Source organism: Shewanella indica, from assembly GCF_002836975.1.
Taxonomy (GTDB): domain Bacteria; phylum Pseudomonadota; class Gammaproteobacteria; order Enterobacterales; family Shewanellaceae; genus Shewanella; species Shewanella indica.
The window spans coordinates 1-20,062 of record NZ_NIJK01000040.1 but is presented as its reverse complement, the minus strand read 5'-3'; the positions used below and the strand labels follow the sequence as shown (position 1 = coordinate 20,062).

The window sequence follows — 20,062 nt, the reverse complement described above, 5'->3', positions numbered from 1 at the left end:
TCAAACAGAAGTCAATCTTGGGGTCGCTGACGGCGACCCGCTTGTAAAGAGGAAAACTCAGCTCTTGGTTTGCTTTGGGGTCACAGCTTCCGGCTCATCGCTCGGCTGAATTTGTCCCACCAGCAGCATGGGGGCGGCATCCAGCTCTTCGGCATCCATCATGGTGGCAATCCGCTCCACCGCAGACAAGAGCTGGCTCTGCTCCCAGGCCTCCAGCGCCTGATAGCGCTTGATAAAGTGCTCTTGCAAGGGTTTGGGCGCCTGTCCCAACAAGGCAACACCCGACTCACTCAGCAACAGGTGTATCTTGCGCTTATCGGTTTGGCTGCGCTGACGTATGACCAAGTCCTTGGCTTCCAGACGGTCGATGATGGTGGTGACGGTGGCAGGGCTCAGATTGATCTCGGTCGCCACCTGTTTAGCGAGCGGCGATCCCATGGAAGCGATTTTCTGCATCACCATAAGCTGCGGTCCGGTGAGGCCCGAGTGCTTGCTCAGCTGCCTGGAATGCAGGTCGATGGCGCGGATCACTTTGCGCAGCGAGATTAATAACTGCTCATACTTTTCCATGAATACTTCCTACTCACACTGGTTCGAAAAGGGCTACTGAAATCACAGGTAGCCGAAAGGCGCCAGCTTATCAGAAAAGCCCGGCAAACTCATAGCCCATCGACTCAATAGCTGCATTTCCCAAAATGTCAGCACCGCCAAATGCAACTTTGGATCAACAAATTATTCATCTTTTGTTGATACAAAAACCTCATAGTGTAATCATTAGATGGCTAACAATTAGAGCTCAAATCAATTATCGAGCATTAATTATCAGAAAAGGACTATCCCCATGTCGGCCACCAGCCTGAAGTACAAGAGCGAAGAAAATCCTATTCCACTGAAAGTCATCACAGAGAAGCGGCCATTTTCCAGCCATCAGGCGCTGATGCAGTTTGATGTTGCCAATCGCCCCTGGCGAGAAACTCTGTCGCTGAGCTTTAAGAATGACAAACAACTGTCCCAGGTATTCAACAATATTCGCGCGGTCGATGACCAAGTTTATGAAGTGATTGCCGCCAAGATCACCCCCTATATAGCCCAGCTGATGGACAAAGATGATCCCAACTGCCCGATTCGGTTGCAGTACGTCCCTGAGCAGGATGAGTTGGAGGTCGCCCCCCATGAAATGGGCGATCAATTGGCGGAAGATGACATGATGCCGGAAGACACCTCGATAGTGCACAGGTATCCCAACCGGGTGTTGTTTCTGGTGCATAACATCTGTGGTTCCTATTGCCGCCACTGCACCCGCAAGCGCATGGTGTCCGATCCGCTCAATGTGATCTCCATGGACAGGATCCGTCGTTCGGTGGAGTATCTGCGCCAACATACAGAGGTACAGGACGTGCTCCTGTCGGGCGGCGATCCTTTGCTGCTCACAGATGACAAGCTGGATGAGATTCTGTCGATGATCCGAGAGGCCAGACCGGATCTGAAAATTCTGCGTATCGGCAGCCGTTTATTGGCGCAGCTTCCTACCCGGGTCACCCCCGAGTTGTGCCGGGTACTGAAGCGTAACCGAGTCACACTGATCAACACCCAAGTAAACCACCCCAGAGAAATCACCCCCTTATTCAGCAAACATATCGCCATGCTCAGGGAAACCGGCATCATGCTCGGCAACCAGAGTGTGCTGATCAAAGGCGTCAACGACAGCATAGATACTATGCAGGAACTGGTAATGGAGTTGGTATCCATAGGCATACGTCCCTATTACGTCTATGCCATGGATCCGGCGCCGGGCAACAGCAAGTTTCAGGTCAGTTATCAGCGAATGCTGAAAATCTATCACGGCATCCGCGGCTGGGTATCCGGCCCGGCAATTCCCACCTTTATCGTCGATGGCGTCGGCGGCCTGGGCAAAATGCCGGTGCAGCCGGAATATGTCCGCAGGCAAACAGGCCCGGAAGGCGAGCGTCTGATAGCCACCAACTTTGAGGGGCGCAGCGCCGACGTATCATTCCTGCTACAGGAGTGATCCATGCACGCATTGGACTATGGAATTTTCCTGGCGTATCTCGTAGGTTTACTGGGATTTGGTTACTTCCATTTCAAACGCCACAGTGACGGCGATGACTACTATCTCGGTGGCCGCAACATCAAAGCCAGGCACGTGGGCTTTTCCATTGCCGCCACGGATGTGGGCGGCGGATTCTCCATAGGTCTTGCCGGCCTTGGCTTCAGTATGGGGCTTGCGGGCAGCTGGCTGCTGTTTACCGGTTTACTGGGGGCCTGGTTATCTGCTGTGTTTGTTATTCCCAGGGTCAAACGTCTGGAGCAGGGCGAGCGCTTTTATACCTATCCGGATCTGCTCAAGCACAGATTCGGGGCCAGAGTCGCCATGTTGGCCGCCTTGATCTCCTGTATCGGTTATCTGGGGTTTACCGGCGCGCAGATCCTCGCCGGCGCCAAACTGGCGGCCGCCACTCTGTTGCCCAAGGGCTTCGATGCCTTGCCGCCGCTGCAGTTGGCACTCTGGGTTATAGGCGGGACCACCATACTTTACACTGTATTTGGGGGCCTCAAGGCGGTTATCTATACCGACAGCGTTCAGTGGCTCATTTTATTGCTGGGCTTGATTGGCTTTACCCTGCCCTACGCTCTGGTAGAGGTCGGTGGCTGGCAGGGGTTGAGCCGCAATCTGCCGCCGTCCCATATGTCACTGACCGACATAGATCCCATCACGGCCATCAATTGGCTACTCACCATCACACCTGTGTGGCTGATTGCCATGACTCTCTATCAGCGAATGTTTGCCTGTAAAGATAGCGCCACCGCCAAGCGCGCCTGGTATCTGGCCGGGGTGCTTGAATATCCCCTGATGGCGATATCCGGTGTTTTATTGGGGATGTGCGCCAGAGTCATGTTGCCACATATGGACAGTGAAATGGCGGTACCGGCGATGATCCGCGATCTCTTGCCAATGGGCTTTACCGGGCTGATTATCGCGGCATACTTTTCCGCCATCATGTCCACCGCAGACAGTTGCCTGATGGCGGCATCCGGCAACCTGACCCAAGATCTGCTCGGGCTGGATCCCAGAGGGAACAACACCCTGAGACTGTCGATGATTGCCACTCTATTATTAGGGCTGGCGGCCATCTACCTCGCCAGTCAGGCCAGGCAGGTATTGGATGCCATTCTCTATGCTTATGCCTTTATGGTTTCCGGACTGTTTGTCCCGACTCTGGCGGCGCTGTTTTGGCCCAGAGTCAGCTCCACGGCGGCACTTTGCGCCATGTTAGGGGGTGGCCTCACGGCGCTGGCACTACTGACAGAGCTGCTCAAGCTGCCGGATGGCTTGGCTAAACTCGGTCTGGATCCCAGTATCTATGGCATTTTGGTCTCCGCCGGTTTGTTGGTGCTGGTCAATATCATTCACCAACCAGCTCCCAAGCCCCGGCTCACCTCGCATCAGGACAGTTCACACTCATGACCCAAGTTCAATTTGATCAGCAACTCAACTTACTCGGTGCCCACATCCAGCATGGCCCGGCCAATGATCGCATCTATCTGATCTCCCTTGGTAATGCCTCCCCCGGTCCTTTATTGGATGCGCTGAATGCTCTGGCGCTGCAACATGGCTACGGCAAGATCATCGCCAAGCTACCTGAGCACAAGGCCGGCCTGTTTCTGGCATATGGTTTCAGCGAAGAGGCCAGGATCCCCAATTTTTATCAAGGCCAGGACGCCGTATTTCTCGCCCGTTACCAAGACAAAACCAGACAATTTCGCACCATGCCGGAGTTGGATACCCTGCTGGAGCGCGCCAGGGCGGATATCAAGCCTGAATTCCATTCACCGGCCGAGGTCAGTCGCTGCCGCGAAGAGGACCTGCCGCAGATGGCCAGGCTCTATGCCGAGGTGTTTCCCAGCTACCCCTTCCCCATTGAAGATCCGGAATTTTTGCGGCAGAGCATGGCCAGTGATGTCGACTACTTTGGGATCCGCCAACAAGGGCGACTGATAGCCCTGGCTTCGGCAGAAAAAGATCCCAAGAGTCTCAGTGCAGAGATGACAGATTTCGCCACTCTGCCACAGGCTCGCGGACAGGGCTGCGCCAGAGCCTTGCTGGCACATATGGAACAAGCAATACTCCACCAGGGCTACCGAACCGCCTATACCATAGCCAGAGCCGTTTCCGTTGGTATGAACCGTACCTTTGCCGCGGCAGATTACCGCTATGGCGGCCGTCTGCACCTTAATACCCAAATAGGCGGCCAGATAGAGAGCATGAACCTCTGGCATAAATTACTTGTTTAGCTACCACTTATGTGGTACTTAAAGGATCGGTCTACCACGGAAAGGTTCGATTACCCAATATAAATACGGGACTTTGTCGAGAAAATTCCATGCTTTCGACTAATAGCCCTCCCCTTGTTAAGGGATAATATGGTGACCGTGGGACCCCTAACCACCATGGAAGGAAAGGTGTTATCCGCATATGTGTCATAAAAACAGCTTTTATGTCACTTAGTTTCATTTCTCTCTTAATTTTCTTTCTTTTTGGCGCAATTCTTGGCGCCACCTCACACTTTTTGGTCAGATGAGTTGGTAATTTGACATCAAGAGAGAGATACAGATTTCATTTTCAACAGCATATACAGGTGAACTTATGGCTGCTAAATTCTTTATCCCTTCAGTAAACGTCCTGGGTCAGGGCGCTGTAGACGATGCTATCGGTGATATCCAGACTCTGGGATTCAAACGAGCCCTGATAGTGACAGACAAGCCTCTGGTCAGCATAGGTCTGGTGGGACAGATCGCCGAAAAGCTGGGACAGGCAGGTATTAGCGCCACAGTATTCGATGGCGTTCAACCCAACCCAACCGTTGGCAACGTGGAAGCAGGCCTTGAGCTGTTGCGTGCCAACGACTGTGACTTCGTAATCTCCCTGGGCGGCGGTTCACCACACGATTGCGCCAAGGGTATTGCCCTGGTTGCAACCAATGGAGGTTCCATCAAAGACTATGAAGGCCTGGATCAGTCAGCCAAACCCCAGTTGCCTTTAGTGGCTATCAATACAACGGCCGGCACCGCCAGTGAAATGACCCGCTTCTGCATCATCACAGATGAAAGCCGCCATATTAAGATGGCCATTGTTGACAAGCACACTACCCCCATCATCTCGGTCAACGACCCTGAACTGATGCTGAAAAAACCTGCCAGCCTGACCGCGGCAACCGGTATGGATGCCCTGACACACGCGGTAGAAGCCTATGTTTCCACAGCAGCTAACCCCATCACTGATGCCTGTGCCATCAAGGCCATTGAGCTTATTCACGCCAACCTGGTCAATGCGGTAGAGCATGGTGACAATATCCAGGCCCGTGAACAGATGGCTTACGCCCAGTTCCTCGCCGGTATGGCATTCAACAATGCCAGCCTGGGTTATGTACATGCCATGGCGCACCAGTTAGGTGGTTTCTACGATCTGCCCCATGGCGTTTGTAACGCACTCTTGCTGCCTTATGTGCAGGAATACAATGCTCAAGTGGCGGCACCAAGACTGAAAGATGTTGCCAAAGCCATGGGTGTTGATGTCAGTGCCATGAGCGATGAACAAGGGGCAGCGGCGGCAATCAAAGCAATTAAAGAATTGGCTTCGGCAGTAAAAATCCCTGAAAACCTGACAAAAATTGGAGTAAAAGCCGAAGATATTCCTGTACTTGCAGAGAATGCTCTGAAAGATGCCTGCGGCTTTACCAACCCTAAACAGGCGACTCACGAGGAAATTTGCCAAATTTTCACTAACGCACTTTGATACATTTGTAATATAATTTCATCGTCCGCTTTTTCCCTGCAATGAGAAAGCTGTACAAGAGGCCCGCTCACCGAGTGGGCCTCTTCTCTTTCTGTCACCACTCTCTTCAAGCTTCCAGGCCCATCAGCTCAGCATTTCGACGGTTATTCGGCAACAGCTAAATTTTGAGATCTGTCCCCGGTTTATTTCTGTCGAATACAGGCTAAATGAGATTAAGAGCAGCAAGCAATAAGGAGTACACCCCCGCGTTTGTAACCCTTGTCACAGTGGCCGATTTTTAGTTCAGCCCCTATGATGAATTCAGGAATCAACCAGGCAGGATCCCTTATGACAGCCATTACCCAGATAATCAATTACACAGTTCGTTGCCCCCACTACCAAGATCAGAACGCCGAAGCCACATGGCGCAATCACGTCGAAATCAATCACTCGGCAGAAATCGCCCTCGACCGACTCAGTAAGTGGCATGCTCACTCAGGTAACAGAGTATTTTGTTTTCAGAACATAGTGGTGCGTAAGGCGGAAAAGGAGGAGGCTTACTTCGCCATGATCAGCGAGAGATTAAAATCCGCCGGCCATGCGCTGATCACGCTCAAAGTGTTTATCGACAAGTGCACCAAAGATACCTCTGTTGAGGAGATAGTTGAGCACATATACCAGGACTGCCAGACTCGCCTGAAAAGCCTAGGTTGAACCGCCCTGGAGCTGATTACCCCTGAGTCAATCAAGCTGCCATAGGCAGACTCTCAATTGGCCGTATTCTTGTCATTACTGGTAAAGATACGGCCAAACAAGCGCCAGCTCACAAATTCACTACAGACAACGGCGACAGATCACAGATATTCAATTCATTTTGGCACAAATCCAATAGATAATATCATTTTTGAGAAAATCATTTCCTTATTTTTCAAAAGCTAATAAAAGAAAACTCCGACTTAGTCCATATATAATCCATTTTTAGACCAATTGTTGGCAAACCCTGCCACTGCTAGACTTTCCAGCGCGGGCCAAAGTCTAAAGATCTCAATCATTCAGGCCTTGCGGGGTTGATGCAAATCAGGGCGACCAAGTTCGCCCGCCGGAATAACAGAATTTGTTTTTAAATCTGCAACAGGAAAGCCATTAAATGCACGAGTTAGCCAATATCGTCATCGTCGGCGGCGGCGCCGGTGGTATGGAGATCGCCACCAAACTGGGCCACAAACTGGGCCGCAAAGCCAAGGCCAGAGTCACGCTTATCGATGTCGCCGACAGCCATGTCTGGAAACCCCTGCTCCATGAAGTCGCCACAGGCGCATTGGATGTCGGGGTTGATGCCATCAGTTACCGCAGTCACGCTGCCGCTCACGGCTATCACTTTCAACAAGGCGCCATGACGGACATAGACCGCAAAGCCAAGCAGGTGATACTGGCGCCCATTTGTGATGACAAAGGTGAAGAGCTGTTGCCATCACGGCGCATCGACTATGACTATCTGGTGGTTGCCATCGGCAGTATCGCCAACGACTTCAATATTCCCGGGGTACGGGAACACTGCGTCTTCCTCGACAACACAGAGCAGGCCATGGCCATCCGCCAGCGCTTGTTGAACAAGTTTATGCGTTATGCCAGCCATCAACAGTTGGATGAGAAGATCAAAATCGCCGTCGTCGGCGCCGGTGCCACCGGAGTGGAGATGTCGGCCGAAATGCATCACGCAGTGGATCAGCTCAAAGGCTTTGGCTACAAGATAGATACCAGCTTGTTGGAAGTCACCCTGATTGAGGCCGACAAACGAATACTGCCCAAGGTGGAAAAGGAAGAGATCTCGGCGGCAGTCGCCAGAGAGCTGAGCACTCTGGGGGTCCGGGTGATGACCAATACCCGTATCACCCAGGTGACGGCCAAGGCGTTGACAACCAGTGAAGGCGAAGAGATCCCGAGCGATATGGTGATCTGGTCCACCGGGGTCAAGGCGCCTGAGTTTCTCCACGGTATTGGCGGCCTGGAAAGCAATCATATCCATCAGCTGCTGGTCAAACCCAATGCCCAAACCACGCTGGATGAGCATATCTTTGCCATTGGAGACTGTGCCGCTTGTCCGCAGCCGGACGGCAGCTGGGTGCCGCCAAGAGGCCAGGCTGCCAGGCAGATGGCCTTGATGACAGCGGATAACATCATAGCCATGCTCAGCGGCAAGACGCCCTCGAAAGAGTACCTTTACAAGGATCTCGGTTCACTGGTGAACCTGTCGCGCTTCCACACAGTCGGCAACCTGATGTCTTTCATTGGCGGAGGCGTCATGGTCGAAGGCAAAATAGCCAGATTTGTCTATACCTCGCTCTATCGCCGCCATTTGATAGAGCTGCACGGCGTGGTCAAGGGCACCCTGCTGATGTTTGCCAAGGGGATAACCCGGATAATCCATCCCCACCTCAAGCTGCATTGATAGAGGGGGCGCCAGGCGCCCCCTCTTTTATTTGTCACGCCGACGAGGCTATAATCGCTGCAGACTTATTTACCCGTAACAGACGAATTCAGATACTGCCTATGACAGCTCAATCCACCGACTTTTCCAATATCAACCAAAGCAGCGCCCAGTCCTTCAAGGCGCAGAAGAATCTGATCAAACAACTGCTGGCCGGTAAAAAAGTGCCCTGCCCTAAATGCCAACAAGCCTTGAGTGCCACCCTGCCACCGGCAAAATCCACCTCAGAGCTTGCCAGCATCCGCTGCCCAAAAGGCTGCACAGATATTGAGCTGGAAACCGAACTGCCGGGCAAGTGAGTAAGCCCAATAAAAAAGGACCGCAACAGACGGTGGAAATCATCTGCTGCGGCTGCAAGGCAAAACTGTTCAAATATCGAAAGGGCGGCAAAGGCGCCTTGGTTAAGTGTTTTGTCGAACGGATCCTCACAGATCATACGCAAACGCCCTGTACCTGCCCCGGCTGCGGCCAGGTATTCGCCCGTCAGGCACTGATCCGCGGCGTGCCTGCATTCAAGATTATCGGTGGCAAGGCGCGCATGAATTAGCCCCCTTATGCGAGCGCCGAGCCTTTGCGGCGCAGATAGAAACGGTAGTACCCCAACAGATTGCTGCCGATAAACACAGACTCCATCAATACCGCCATCGGCGAACCCAACAGGATGTTATTCAGCAGCCAGCAACCACTGCCGATGAACATCAGCTCCCTTAATCGTTTGTCATCACTGCAAAAGGCCGCCCTGGTCTGCAACAAACTGCCGGCCAGACTCAAAAGGTCGAGCCATTGATTGAAACTCACGGCCACGGCCGTGACCGAAGCGGCCATAAACAGCCACATCAGACGTCTGTCAACGGTGAAGATACTGACAAAGAATCTGACACTGGCAACCAACATTAAAATGGCCGGGCTCCAGTGGTTGAGCAAGATAAAATGCGCCGCGATCAGCAGGCCCGACACCACCAGACAAGCGAGCACGGCGCGTCTGTGCCTGCACTGGAATGACAAAAGATCGCTAAACAGCGCCAGAGTGACCAACAGCTGTGAAATAACAAAAATGGACAACACTACATCCCGGAAGATTGAAACCGGCCGCTATTGTGCTGTGCCATTGAGGCGATGGCATTAACTTAGGTTAAGACGCCGGCGAATACGGCTGAGGCTCTCTGGGGTGATGCCGATATAGTTGGCCAACTGCACCTGGCTCAGGGCGCTTATCCAGTGTGGCCAGTGATTTTTTAACCACAGGTAGCGCTGCTCTGGCGACTTGAGCAATAGAAAAGCTTCTTTCTGCTCCTTGTAACGCAGCTGGGCACGCAGCAATGAAAGCTCGGCGCGCTGAAACCCGCTAAGCTCAAACAGGCTCAGGGGCACGACCACCAGAGTGCTGTTTTCCAGTGCCTCAAGCTGATAACGGGCAGGCTCAGCACTGAGAAAACTGCTGTAAAGCAGACAAAATTCGCCAGGGAAATAGAACTCTTTGCAGCGCTGCTGCCCATCACTCAGATAGTGGCTGGCCCGCAGCAGACCATTGAGCAATAAAAAGCCCGACTGCTGTTTGCCACCTTGTGCCAGCAGCACCTCACCTGCCTGACAACTTTTCAGCTGAGCCTTATCCAAGAGTGGCGCCAAAGCACTGGGTTCAAGCCCCAATTCAAGGAAAAAGTCTGTCAGCGCCCGGAAAGCGGCCTGATGAGACATAGATTCATGGCTCATTCAGTCGGGCGCCTATTGGGAAGAAGACGGCAGAATCGAGTTAAGTGTCACAAAGAAAGTGCGTTCCACATACTCGCCCGGCACTTCGGCCATAGATTGCTCCTGGGTGCGGGTCTTCAGCGCCAGAGTCACGCTGTAAGGTGGGTCGAACGGCTCTTTGGGAGTAATGGCTTCAATCTCAATTCGGTCGCCGAGAAACTGGCTGGCCAGATGCGCAATGGCACCGGTTTGATAGTCGAATCTGAACATGCCCAGGTACCAGAACACACCTGAGCCCTGGGTTGTCACCGCGAACGGAACAACAAACTGCATGGATTCGGCATTGCCGGGCAAGTTTAAGGGAGTCAGCTTACGGTAATCGAGCAACACCTCCCCACGAACCACTTCATCCTGATATTCGCCAAACGCCAGATGCTGCTCTTCTTTAAAGCCGGTGAGAGTGACTAACTTATTGCTGTCCGGCAAACGGATCCTGAACTGTTCTCGGGTATCCAGGCTGAACAACCTCTGCATCACACCTTGAGCGCCACCATCAAATTCAGCCAATGGACGCACCATATCGTTTTCCCTGACATAGAGGTCATCTTGGGTAAAGTTGAACCTGTAGATCCCAAGCGCAATCACCGCCAGAAACACCAGCCCCAACACTACAGCCACACGAATAAACAGCTTCATAATTCATCCTGTTAACACCAAAAACAACCATATCGGCACATTGAGCTACCTTAACCTCAAAGCCCAATGGCCGCAGCCGGGATCTGAATTCCTGTCAGCCCGGGTTCAGTCAAGAGCGCAACATTTAATATCCGTTGAAACGCCAACCTATGACTGAAGCGGTAACCATCAAAAGTACGTGCCAATGAGTTTCAGCCAACCAGATTCAGTATCATTAATTTCTCAAATACAGTAGCAGACAGCTTGGTCATTGAGAACTCAAGTTCGGCAACTGGAGATGCAGCTATTGAGGGCCCAGGCAGTGCATCAATTAACAAAACAAGCGCACTGAAGGAGCCTCGCGGCTCCGCCAATGACGGAAGGTTACCTTTGCCCAAGATAGAAGGCTCAGGACTCGAGCTCTGCCAACCACACTTTGAATAAAGCCGCCAGTCTCTGCCTGTCTTTGGCAGAAATGCCCTTGAGCAACTGCTGCTGAGTCGCCATATGAGCAGGCAATGCGGCCTCAACCTTGGCCTTGCCTTCGGCGGTTAATCGTACATTCACCGCGCGGCGATCTTCGGTGCTGTGACTGCGACAAATGAATCCTTTTTGCTCCAGCTTATCCAAACGGCTGGTCATGGCGCCAGAGGTCAGCATCATGCTCTGGTGCAATTGCCCCGGGGTCAGAGTGTATGGCTCACCGCTGCGGCGTAAGGTTGCCAACACATCAAACTCTCCCTGACGCAAGCCAAATTCGCTATGGCAACGGAGGATTTCAGCATCTATATATTTGTAAATCCTGGCCAGGCGGCCAAAGACTTCCATCGGCTGCAGGTCGTCAGTCACCCCGGCGACCAACCACTGACTGACTATGGTATCTACGCCATCCTTGATATCTTTGGCTTGTGGCTTGCGGGCTTGTGGCTTGTGGGTTTGTATTTTTAGCTCTTCCTGCGACATAACTATCTCTATAGCAAGATTCTTTATAAGGAATATTATGCCAGCAAGCGGCTATTCCCAAGCCTGAAAAGCAAAAACGCCGCAGAAATCGATTTCTGCGGCGTTTTTAACTGAATCAATCAGTAAAGAGGCGAATTACTCCCCTTATGATTTCTTCACATAACAGCTAAGGATAACGATGCGGGTGCCATTGACCCGACCTTCGATATGCTCAGGGTTATTGGTCAGAGCTATGTTACGCACGGCGGTACCGCGCTTGGCCACAAAGCTGGTGCCCTTCACGTTGAGATCTTTAATGATCACCACGCTATCACCGGCGGCCAACTGAGTGCCATTGCTGTCCAGTGTCGGCGCCGAATCATCGCTCTCGGCCGCCAAAGACTCGGCATCGCCCCAAGCTTTGAGATCGTCTTCCAGATAAAGCATATCCAGCAGATCCTGAGCCCAACTCTCGCCATTGAGGCGCTTGAGCATGCGATAAGCCATGACCTGCACGGCAGGAACCTGACTCCACATGCTGTCGTTCAGGCAACGCCAGTGGTTAACATCCATGGTGTCCGGAGCGGTAATCTGGCCTTCACAGGTAGCGCAGATCATAATGTCGCTATCGGTGCGATCACCCGAATGAGGCAGATCATAGACAGACAGAGCGCCTTCGGCTCCACAGAGTTCACATTTCCCGCCACAGCGGCTTTGCAGTTCAGTTTCTGAAGTCATTACTAATATTCTTCGGTCAGGCAAAACGCACATTATGCCGCAAAATCAGAGCTTGATCAGTTTTGCAGTTCACAAAAGCACAAAATAACTGGGGTTTTATCAGAAATGATACGCCATACTAAGGCGAATATCCCGTCCCTGAGCCGCAATTCCGTCAGCCAGATGCGGACTGTAATACTGGTTGGTCAGGTTACGCAGCGCCAGCCTCAGCTCAAGCCCCTGCAACATATCTTCCGGCTGGAAGGCAAGATACAAGTCTTGCAGAAAATAGGCCTGGCTGGGTCTATCGCTGACAAACAGGCCCTCTTCCGGCACCTTCTGCTGCGCATCATACCAACTGCCACGCCAGGAGAGCGACAGCTCGGGAGTCAGGTAGTACCCCAGGTGCAGACGCATATTGAGCGGAGGAATGTCTGCCAGGTTTTCATCCCTGCCACTGCTGTCACGCAGGCTGCCGCTGTGCTTGCCTCGGGTATAGGAAGCCGTATAGTCGGCAAACCAATCGTGCCAACGGTATTGAGCCTCGAAATCGCCACCGTAGATATGGTAGCCGTCGAGATTCACATAACCGCTCTCAAATGGCTGACTCTTGTCGACCCAGAGCCCTTTGCGCTGGGCGATATTCTGTTTTCCCTGATTCCAATACAGAGTCAGTTGGGTCGAGAGCCTGTCATCACCGGCGAAGACCCCATCAAAGGCGCTGCTCAGCCCAAGCTTATAGGCGTGCAGCCGCTCGACATCTATCCCGCGACTGGTCGCCTGAGCACTACTGGCCTTGGCATATTGCACCGCGTAAATCTCATCCACCACAGGCGCCTGCAGGCTGTAGGCATAATCCAGGGTCAGCAAGCTGACATCACTGAGACGGTATTCCAGCCCAAGCCTTGGCGACCAACCGCTGTGGCGGGTAGAGGAAAAGTCATGGCCGACACTGGGGTCGTTGTAATCCGGCGCCAGATTGCCATGGCCTATGCTGTAAATACTATCGAACCGCAGCGATGGTTTTAGGATGAAGTTATCCGTCAGGGCAATGCTGTCGCTGATATAAAAGGCGTAGGTATCCTGGCGACCTCCAGGCTGATAGTAAGGCGTGTACAGGCCGAAGTTTTTCTCCGCCTTGTTCTGATAACTCTTGTTGAATACCAGTGAGCGGCGATCGAGCGAGCGGTACTGCAGCCCCACAGTCAGCAAGTGGTCGCCCAACTGGCTGGTGTTGTTGATATCGATAAAGTCCCTGTCGTATTCGAGCCAGGACTCGTGGCCAAAGTTACCTACAGAAACAAACATCTTATCGAAGGCTATCTGGGGCCTTACCCAGTGCCTGTCGTTACTGCTGCTGGACAGCGCCAATTGCAGATCCCACAGCGGACTGGCCGGTGTATAACGATAGTTGAGTGAAACTGTGCTGTCTTTGTAACTGTTGAGGGCGGTATTGGCGTATTTTGCCGCCTCAAAAGAGCCGTACTTTTTGATATTGAACTCAGATACAGTGGGCATTTCGCCGCGGCGGTTGGCCCAGGGTTTACGGCCTTCATCATCGTAGGAGGTATAGCTCAAAGACAACTTGTGCGCCCCCAGCTCATAATCCAGCTTGGCCAGTAGGTTGTTTTGCCGATAACCTGAGAAACGAAACACCTGGCCGTTGCCCAGCTTAAGATCGCCGGCATCTTTATAGCTGTAGTTAACAAGTGCCGACAGCCCTGAGTTCAAGCGGCCATAAAGCGTACCAGTGTAAGTCTCCAAGCCGTTATTATCGGCATAGCTGGCCTTGACTCTGGCGCCCAAGCTTTTGCCGTAATCCAGAAAATCATCGGCACTCTTGGTCACCACATACATGGAGCCACCGAAACCACCATTGCCGGAGCGGGGATCGTGGGCGCCCTTGATCACCTCAATTCGCTTGACCATATCCGGGTCGATAAAGAAAGAGCCGTAGCGATACTGTTCAAACCCGACCGGGGCGTTGTCGACATAGACATTGAGATCTTCTGTCTCACCAAAGCCCCAAACATTGATTTTTTCACCGCCGCTGCGGGGGCCGCCATCAAGAGTGATGCCGGGCACAGTGTCCAGCACTTCGGCAAAGTTTCCCGCCTGTTGCTCCTCTATGTCCTCCAATGTCACCAAGGCTTCGCCCGGACGGGTCAGCGTCAGTTCCCGACGAAAAGGCTGGCCACGCACCTCTATGATCTCTATCGCTTCCACCTTAGGTTCACCCAGCACGCTGGTACCACTCTTGGACGGCTGAGAAGTGGCGGCCAGCAAGGGCCAGGGCGCCAAGGCACACAGCAGTAATGGCAGCTTGCCGCTCGGCGCCGTTCGCCGGGATTGTTCGCTTGTCATCTATCATCTCCCCTTAAAAATAAGGCGGCATTATAAGAATCAAGTCGACAAATGAGAATTATTCTCACCGATATTTACACAGGGTCCAATTTGGTTATCTTTGTTTTAAAAATGTAAAACCACTTGACTCACAACAGGCTTTCACCTGAGATATCGCCGTGAAGAAAATGGAGAACAAAAATGAGCTTCAGCGAACAAGGTTTTGCCTTTCTGACCCGGCTGGAAAACAACAACGACAGGGCCTGGTTCAAGCAACATCAGGATGAGTATGAAACCCTGCTCAGGGGGCCGGCACTGGCGTTTATTGAACAGATGCAGCAGCCTATTCAGGCCTTGTCTCCCAGATTGACAGCGGTCGCCAAGAAGGTCGGAGGCAGTTTGATGCGGCCACAGCGGGACACTCGCTTTGGTCACGACAAGTCGCCCTACAAGCTCAATGTCGGGATCCAGTTTCGCCATTTTCAGGGTAAGGATGTTCACGCTCCCGGGTTGTATCTGCATCTGGCCAACGATGGTTGCTTTATCGCTGCCGGGATCTGGCGCCCCGAATCCAAGGTGCTCGGCGCCATCAGACAATGTATCGACGACAACCCACGCGCCTACAGCAAGGCGTTGGAGGAATTACGGCGCCATGGGTTTACGATGGACGGTGACAGCCTGGTGCGACCACCCAAGGGGTTCGATAAAAGCCACCCATTGATAAACGAATTGAAACGCAAAGACTTTGTGGCGCTTAAAATGCTGACAAAAGAGCAGGTTTGTCGCAGCGATTTTGTCGACTTCTGTGCCAGTGAGTTCCAACACACCCAGGCGTTGATGCGCTATCTGTGCTTTGCCCTGGACTTGGATTATTGATGTCTGTTCCTGGATTATTGATTGCCGTACCCGAGCTTAAACTGCCCAGGTAGAATCTGGCTCAACGTCCAAGCTGAGCGCGCATCACACTCAACGCCTGCTGCAACTCCTGATGCAAACCGGCCTTGCCGAGCACCCGAATCCCCTGCAGTTGCAACAGTAACCAGGCCGCGAGCGCCTCGGTATTGTCACTGTTAAGCTCGCCGCGTTCTCTGGCGTGGGTCAACGCCTTGGCAAACGCCTCCTTGATGGAGTCAAACAAGTGCCGACTCTCTTGCTGCACGACAGCATCCTCCAAGCTCATCTCCAGCAGCGCATTTTGCAGGAAACAGCCGTATTTTTGCTCTCGCTGCAGGGCCACAAACTGTTCAAGGTAATCAATTACCTGCTGTAACCCTGCGCCTTCAGCGCGCAGGCTGTCGAGCGCTGGCAAAGAGTTTTGCTGCAGATACAGACGCAGCGCCTCCCGGTACAGATTCAGCTTGTCGCCATAAGTGTTATAGAGACTGAATCTATTGATCCCCAGATGCTCGACCAGATCCGCCACTGAGGTGGCGGCATAGCCCTTTTGCCAAAAGAGCTCCATTGCCAATTTCAGCTTATCTTGCCGGTCAAAATTGCAACTTCTTGCCATACTGCTCCCAAGCGTTTCCAGCGAATGACGTGCTGTATATTTAGCCAAATTAATTCTTGACTGATCGTTCTGATATCCCCTAAAGTCTAACCTAAATGATCGTTCCGAAAAAGATTTGAATACATTTTCCTGACAGCCAAGCCAGGGAAAATAACTAAACAGCCCAAGACAGATGGAGAAAGATAGATGAAGCTGTATGAACTCGGACCTACCCCAAGTGCCCGCAGAGTCAGTATTTTCATGGCAGAGAAAGGCATAGATATCGAGCGGGTAAACGTCGATCTTCGCGGCGGAGAAAATCTCTCGGCCGAATTCAAGGCCAAGAGTCTCAATGGCCGCATTCCGCTGCTGGAGCTGGATGATGGCAGTTATCTGTGCGAGTCTGTGGCCATCTGCCGTTATCTCGACGAGCTGTTCCCTACCGAGCTCAAGCTCTTTGGTAGCACGCCGCTGGAGCGAGCAAAGGTGGAGATGTGGCAGCGCATCGTTGAACTGCAGGGATTGTTACCTGCCTTTCAGGCATTTCGCAATATCAGCGGCATCTACAGCGACCGGGAAACCTGCATTCAAGCCTGGGGCGAAGAATCCCGCAAGCGCCTAGAATCTTTCCTGCCTCTGCTGGAGCAGCGCCTGAGTGAATCCCCCTATCTGGCCGGTGACAACTACTCCATTGCCGATATCACCGCCTATATCTTATTGGGATTCATCAAAAATCTGCAGATTTCACTGCAGCCTTTCCCTGTGCTGCAGGACTGGTATGAGCAAACCGGACTACGCCCGGCAATGAGCCAGCCAAAACAAGGATAAAATCTAGGAGACACACATGATTGAACTCTATACCGCCGCCACCCCCAACGGCTTTAAAATCAGTATTGCCCTGGAAGAGATGGGCTTGCCCTACCGGGTACACCATCTGGATCTCAGTGCCAATGAACAGAAACAGCCAGAATTTTTAGCCATCAATCCCAACGGCCGGATCCCGGCCATCATAGACAGGGATAACGATGATTTCGTGGTGTTTGAATCCGGTGCTATCTTGCTTTACTTGGCTGAAAAAACAGGGAAATTCTTACCTGTAGATGCCAAGAAGCGCTCCAAGGTCATCCAATGGCTGATGTTCCAGATGGGCGGCGTAGGCCCCATGATGGGACAAGCCAATGTGTTCTACCGTTATTTTCCGGAGAAGATCCCGGCCGCGATAGAGCGTTATCAAAAAGAGGGACGGCGTCTGTTTGAGGTGATGGATAATCAGTTGGCCAAACATGCCTATCTGGCCGGTGATGAGTACAGCATAGCCGATATGGCCACCTGGCCCTGGGTACGGATTTACGACTGGAGCGGCATAGATATTCAAGGCCTGCCTCATCTGCAACGTTGGCTCGATACGCTGGCCCAGCGCCCGGCCTGTCAAAAAGGCATAGTCACCCCTGAGTCCAGAGACCAGTTAAGCGATGAAGACAGGGCCAAACAGATAGCGCAAATGGTTACCCGCTAAGTCTGAGTCGTGTGGTAACCATTAGCAAACATTAGCAAAACAAGGTGCCGGGGACAGGCCGCGGCACTTCTGTTAATATTGGCGCCATTGCTATCCACACTTGATGCAGAGAAACCTTTGACCGCGCCAAGCCCTTCATTGACTCCGGCCCAAAAACGTGCCGCCAGTTATGCCAACACCATCAACACTCTGTTTACTGAAATCCTCGACAGTCGCCAGAGTGCCGATCGGGTGCTGGCGAACTATTTCCGCAGCAACAAGAAACACGGCTCCAAAGACAGAAAGGTCATTCGGGAAACCCTGTTTGCCCTGTTTCGTTGGTGGGGTTGGTTACAACAACTTGAAGCTACCGATGAGCAAACCCTGTGGTTCCAGCGCCTGGCATTGGCGGCGGCGATAGAAGCTCACCCTTGGACGGACATTATCAGTGCCTGGCAGCAACAAGTGGGCAAGTCATTCGCCCTGCCTGAGCAGGCTCTGGCCCCCAAAGCCGCCGCCGCATTGGTATTCAAGGTCTCTGGCCAACATGTCTTGGCAAGAGACCTGGCGCCGGACTGGTTCTGGCAGGCCGTGGCGCCGCTGCCAGCGGCCCGGGAAGAGCTGCTGATAGACGCGTTTTGCAGTCGCCCGCCTATCTGGGCCAGGGTGCAAAATATGCCGCTGTCCAAGGCCCTGGCCGAACTCAGAAGCGCCGGAGTCGATGCTAGCGCCGCTCCCGTCTTCAATGACGCCATCAGCCTTGGCAGCAAGAGTATCAACCTCAATGAAATCAGACTCTATAAAGAAGGGTTTATTGAAGTGCAGGATCTGGCCTCCCAGGTCATAGGCCAGGTTTGCGCCCCAAGATCCAATGAAAACTGGTGGGACGCCTGCTCCGGCGCCGGTGGCAAGAGCCTGCAACTCAGTTCGCTGATGCAGCAAGATAGTGCCGCCAAAGGAGTTTTTGGCACTATTACCGCCTCGGATATCCGCCCGGCTGCGCTCAATGAACTGGAAAAACGCGCCAAACGCGCCGGTTTCAACATCAAGGTTGCGCCTTGGCGCAGCGATGCCCTGCCGGTTGCCAGAGAAACCTTCGACGGCGTGCTGGTCGATGCCCCCTGCAGCTGCACCGGCACCTGGCGCCGAAATCCGGACATGCGCTGGTTGGATGACAGCCAGGCCATCAGCGATAAACCCGCGCTGCAGCTCGATATACTCAGCCGCGCCTGCGATGCGGTCAAGCCAGGCGGCACTCTGGTTTACGCCACCTGCTCACTGGCGGACAGCGAAAACCGCCAGGTGGTCGATGCCTTCCTGGCCAAGCGGCCCGAGTTTACTCTGGAAACGCTCAGCCACCCATTCAGCGGTGAACAGACGCAGTATTTGACGATTTGGCCCTTTGAAGCCAATGCCGATGGGATGTTTGTTGTTCGTTTTCGTAAACAAGGCTAGCAAGAGTCAGGTTAGTGCCTGAAGGGAATCGGGACAGGGAATCGGGGACAGACATGCAATAATTTTTACCTTGAGACGCTAAATTTCTCACTTTAGCTTGACCGGCGCTTTAGGTAAAAAGGAGCGGTGCAACCTATTATGCACTGTGTTATTGGAAATGGATCATGTCAAACCACTATGATTTCGATGACAACGATGCTCCATGGGGAGATCATGTCAGAGGCAAGCAAAAGAACAAACGGGTCAAACAACGCCGCCGGGACAGCAAGAGACGTTATCCGGACGAATATATGGAGCCTGAGTTCCTCAGAGATAAATGGAAATAATCTTGGCTTAATCTCAAGAAAACCAATCAACAACACAGGGGCTGAAGGTGCGAATAAGCTGCGAATAAGCCCCATTTGTGCACTGCGTCGACTCACCTGTCTAGGCTACGCCAATTTGCAACAACGCCAGCGGCGGCTCCGAAAGGGAATTGGTGCAATTCTGCAAAAATAACGTTGCTTAAAATTGCCTATATTTCTACAAACATACACCTCATTTCCAGGCACAGGCGGAACTGTGACCGTCGAAAACAGGGACGTTTTCGTCGAGGCTACATGGACGTATTCACGCCATGTCACAGGATCGCCTGTGCGAAAGGCGCACCGCAGGTGATTGACTACACCGAGGCCGGAAGCTCGGCCAGTACTAACTTAGGAACTTTTAGCTGGAAGCTATGATAGCCGCTGTGCCAGCGGCCTAAAGTCGTGGAGCAAGTGCATCCATGCACAACTGCCAGTTCGCCATCCCTGGCTCTCGCTCGTAAGCATGTCGCTATGCGACACTCGCCGCCCCACACCCGAGGAAAGGGGGCTGTATCGACTCGCCCCCTTTCCAAACCCCCAGTAATAAAAAATGGACACCCAGCATTAATGGCGTGGTAGTTAGCTTCCGACTATGCTTTGTTTAAGCATTTAACAAGGAGGTTAT

At 52.7% G+C, this 20,062-nt stretch carries 21 protein-coding genes; 13 read left to right on the top strand and 8 right to left on the bottom strand.

The features are described 5' to 3' along the window. Nucleotides 1-57: 57 nt before the first annotated feature. Nucleotides 58-570, bottom strand: a complete 513-nt coding sequence (locus CX650_RS13730) for a MarR family winged helix-turn-helix transcriptional regulator (RefSeq protein ID WP_039034750.1) — start codon at nt 568-570, stop codon at nt 58-60. A 271-nt stretch (nt 571-841) separates the two neighbouring features. Between CX650_RS13730 and CX650_RS13725 the strand changes: the two genes are divergently transcribed. From CX650_RS13725 to CX650_RS13690, 8 genes are all read left to right on the top strand, one after another. Beyond that, nucleotides 842-2,029 (top strand): KamA family radical SAM protein, encoded by a 1,188-nt coding sequence (locus tag CX650_RS13725; RefSeq protein WP_101096123.1) that lies wholly within the window; start codon nt 842-844, stop codon nt 2,027-2,029. Nucleotides 2,030-2,032: 3 nt separating this feature from the next. Then, on the top strand, nt 2,033-3,487 hold the full coding sequence (locus CX650_RS13720; RefSeq protein ID WP_101096122.1) for a sodium:solute symporter family protein: 1,455 nt from the start codon (nt 2,033-2,035) through the stop codon (nt 3,485-3,487). Further along, on the top strand, nt 3,484-4,314 hold the full coding sequence (ablB, locus tag CX650_RS13715; RefSeq protein WP_101096121.1) for a putative beta-lysine N-acetyltransferase: 831 nt from the start codon (nt 3,484-3,486) through the stop codon (nt 4,312-4,314). The genes CX650_RS13720 and ablB overlap by 4 nt, the downstream gene beginning before the upstream one ends. A gap of 352 nt (nt 4,315-4,666) precedes the next feature. Next, nucleotides 4,667-5,815 (top strand): L-threonine dehydrogenase, encoded by a 1,149-nt coding sequence (gene yiaY / locus CX650_RS13710; protein WP_101055445.1) that lies wholly within the window; start codon nt 4,667-4,669, stop codon nt 5,813-5,815. Between the two features lie 327 nt (nt 5,816-6,142). Continuing rightward, a complete protein-coding gene (locus CX650_RS13705; RefSeq protein ID WP_101096120.1) occupies nt 6,143-6,508 on the top strand; it encodes a cytoplasmic protein in 366 nt (121 codons plus the stop codon). 433 nt (nt 6,509-6,941) lie between these two features. Then, the gene (locus CX650_RS13700; RefSeq protein ID WP_025889419.1) at nt 6,942-8,243 is read left to right on the top strand and encodes an NAD(P)/FAD-dependent oxidoreductase; all 1,302 of its coding nucleotides are present in this window, start codon (nt 6,942-6,944) and stop codon (nt 8,241-8,243) included. Between the two features lie 101 nt (nt 8,244-8,344). After that, nucleotides 8,345-8,581 carry a hypothetical protein gene (locus CX650_RS13695; RefSeq protein ID WP_101055448.1) on the top strand — a complete coding sequence of 79 codons (237 nt, stop codon included), beginning with the start codon at nt 8,345-8,347 and terminating at the stop codon, nt 8,579-8,581. Beyond that, nucleotides 8,578-8,829, top strand: a complete 252-nt coding sequence (locus tag CX650_RS13690; RefSeq protein WP_028778989.1) for a hypothetical protein — start codon at nt 8,578-8,580, stop codon at nt 8,827-8,829. Before CX650_RS13695 ends, CX650_RS13690 begins: the two co-directional genes overlap by 4 nt. Before the next feature lie 5 nt (nt 8,830-8,834). Here the strand turns inward: CX650_RS13690 and CX650_RS13685 are convergent, their stop codons facing one another. From CX650_RS13685 to CX650_RS13660, 6 genes are all read right to left on the bottom strand, one after another. Next, nucleotides 8,835-9,344 (bottom strand): YgjV family protein, encoded by a 510-nt coding sequence (locus tag CX650_RS13685; RefSeq protein WP_101096119.1) that lies wholly within the window; start codon nt 9,342-9,344, stop codon nt 8,835-8,837. A 60-nt stretch (nt 9,345-9,404) separates the two neighbouring features. Further along, nucleotides 9,405-9,995: a Crp/Fnr family transcriptional regulator gene (locus CX650_RS13680; protein ID WP_101096118.1), complete on the bottom strand. Its 591-nt coding sequence runs from the start codon at nt 9,993-9,995 to the stop codon at nt 9,405-9,407. A 12-nt stretch (nt 9,996-10,007) separates the two neighbouring features. Then, nucleotides 10,008-10,670: a hypothetical protein gene (locus CX650_RS13675; protein ID WP_101096117.1), complete on the bottom strand. Its 663-nt coding sequence runs from the start codon at nt 10,668-10,670 to the stop codon at nt 10,008-10,010. 387 nt (nt 10,671-11,057) lie between these two features. Further along, complete coding sequence (locus tag CX650_RS13670; protein WP_101096116.1) at nt 11,058-11,612, bottom strand: MarR family winged helix-turn-helix transcriptional regulator; 555 nt, start codon at nt 11,610-11,612, stop codon at nt 11,058-11,060. Nucleotides 11,613-11,756: 144 nt separating this feature from the next. Beyond that, nucleotides 11,757-12,329: a PhnA domain-containing protein gene (locus CX650_RS13665; protein ID WP_039034741.1), complete on the bottom strand. Its 573-nt coding sequence runs from the start codon at nt 12,327-12,329 to the stop codon at nt 11,757-11,759. A 99-nt stretch (nt 12,330-12,428) separates the two neighbouring features. Then, nucleotides 12,429-14,672: a TonB-dependent receptor domain-containing protein gene (locus tag CX650_RS13660; RefSeq protein WP_101096115.1), complete on the bottom strand. Its 2,244-nt coding sequence runs from the start codon at nt 14,670-14,672 to the stop codon at nt 12,429-12,431. Nucleotides 14,673-14,852: 180 nt separating this feature from the next. Here CX650_RS13660 and CX650_RS13655 point away from each other — a divergent pair, with 180 nt between their 5' ends. Then, nucleotides 14,853-15,527: a DUF2461 domain-containing protein gene (locus CX650_RS13655; protein WP_101096114.1), complete on the top strand. Its 675-nt coding sequence runs from the start codon at nt 14,853-14,855 to the stop codon at nt 15,525-15,527. Between the two features lie 61 nt (nt 15,528-15,588). Here the strand turns inward: CX650_RS13655 and CX650_RS13650 are convergent, their stop codons facing one another. Next, on the bottom strand, nt 15,589-16,161 hold the full coding sequence (locus CX650_RS13650) for a TetR/AcrR family transcriptional regulator (protein ID WP_071476619.1): 573 nt from the start codon (nt 16,159-16,161) through the stop codon (nt 15,589-15,591). 186 nt (nt 16,162-16,347) lie between these two features. Here CX650_RS13650 and CX650_RS13645 point away from each other — a divergent pair, with 186 nt between their 5' ends. The 4 genes from CX650_RS13645 (at nt 16,348) to CX650_RS13630 (ending at nt 19,416) form a co-directional block, all read left to right on the top strand. After that, the gene (locus tag CX650_RS13645; protein WP_101096113.1) at nt 16,348-16,968 is read left to right on the top strand and encodes a glutathione S-transferase family protein; all 621 of its coding nucleotides are present in this window, start codon (nt 16,348-16,350) and stop codon (nt 16,966-16,968) included. Between the two features lie 16 nt (nt 16,969-16,984). Then, entirely contained in the window at nt 16,985-17,656 is a 672-nt protein-coding gene (locus tag CX650_RS13640; RefSeq protein WP_093982546.1) for a glutathione S-transferase family protein, read from the top strand. Nucleotides 17,657-17,773: 117 nt separating this feature from the next. After that, entirely contained in the window at nt 17,774-19,090 is a 1,317-nt protein-coding gene (locus CX650_RS13635) for an RsmB/NOP family class I SAM-dependent RNA methyltransferase (RefSeq protein ID WP_229800034.1), read from the top strand. A gap of 164 nt (nt 19,091-19,254) precedes the next feature. After that, nucleotides 19,255-19,416: a hypothetical protein gene (locus tag CX650_RS13630; protein ID WP_037437387.1), complete on the top strand. Its 162-nt coding sequence runs from the start codon at nt 19,255-19,257 to the stop codon at nt 19,414-19,416. Nucleotides 19,417-20,062 lie beyond the last annotated feature (646 nt).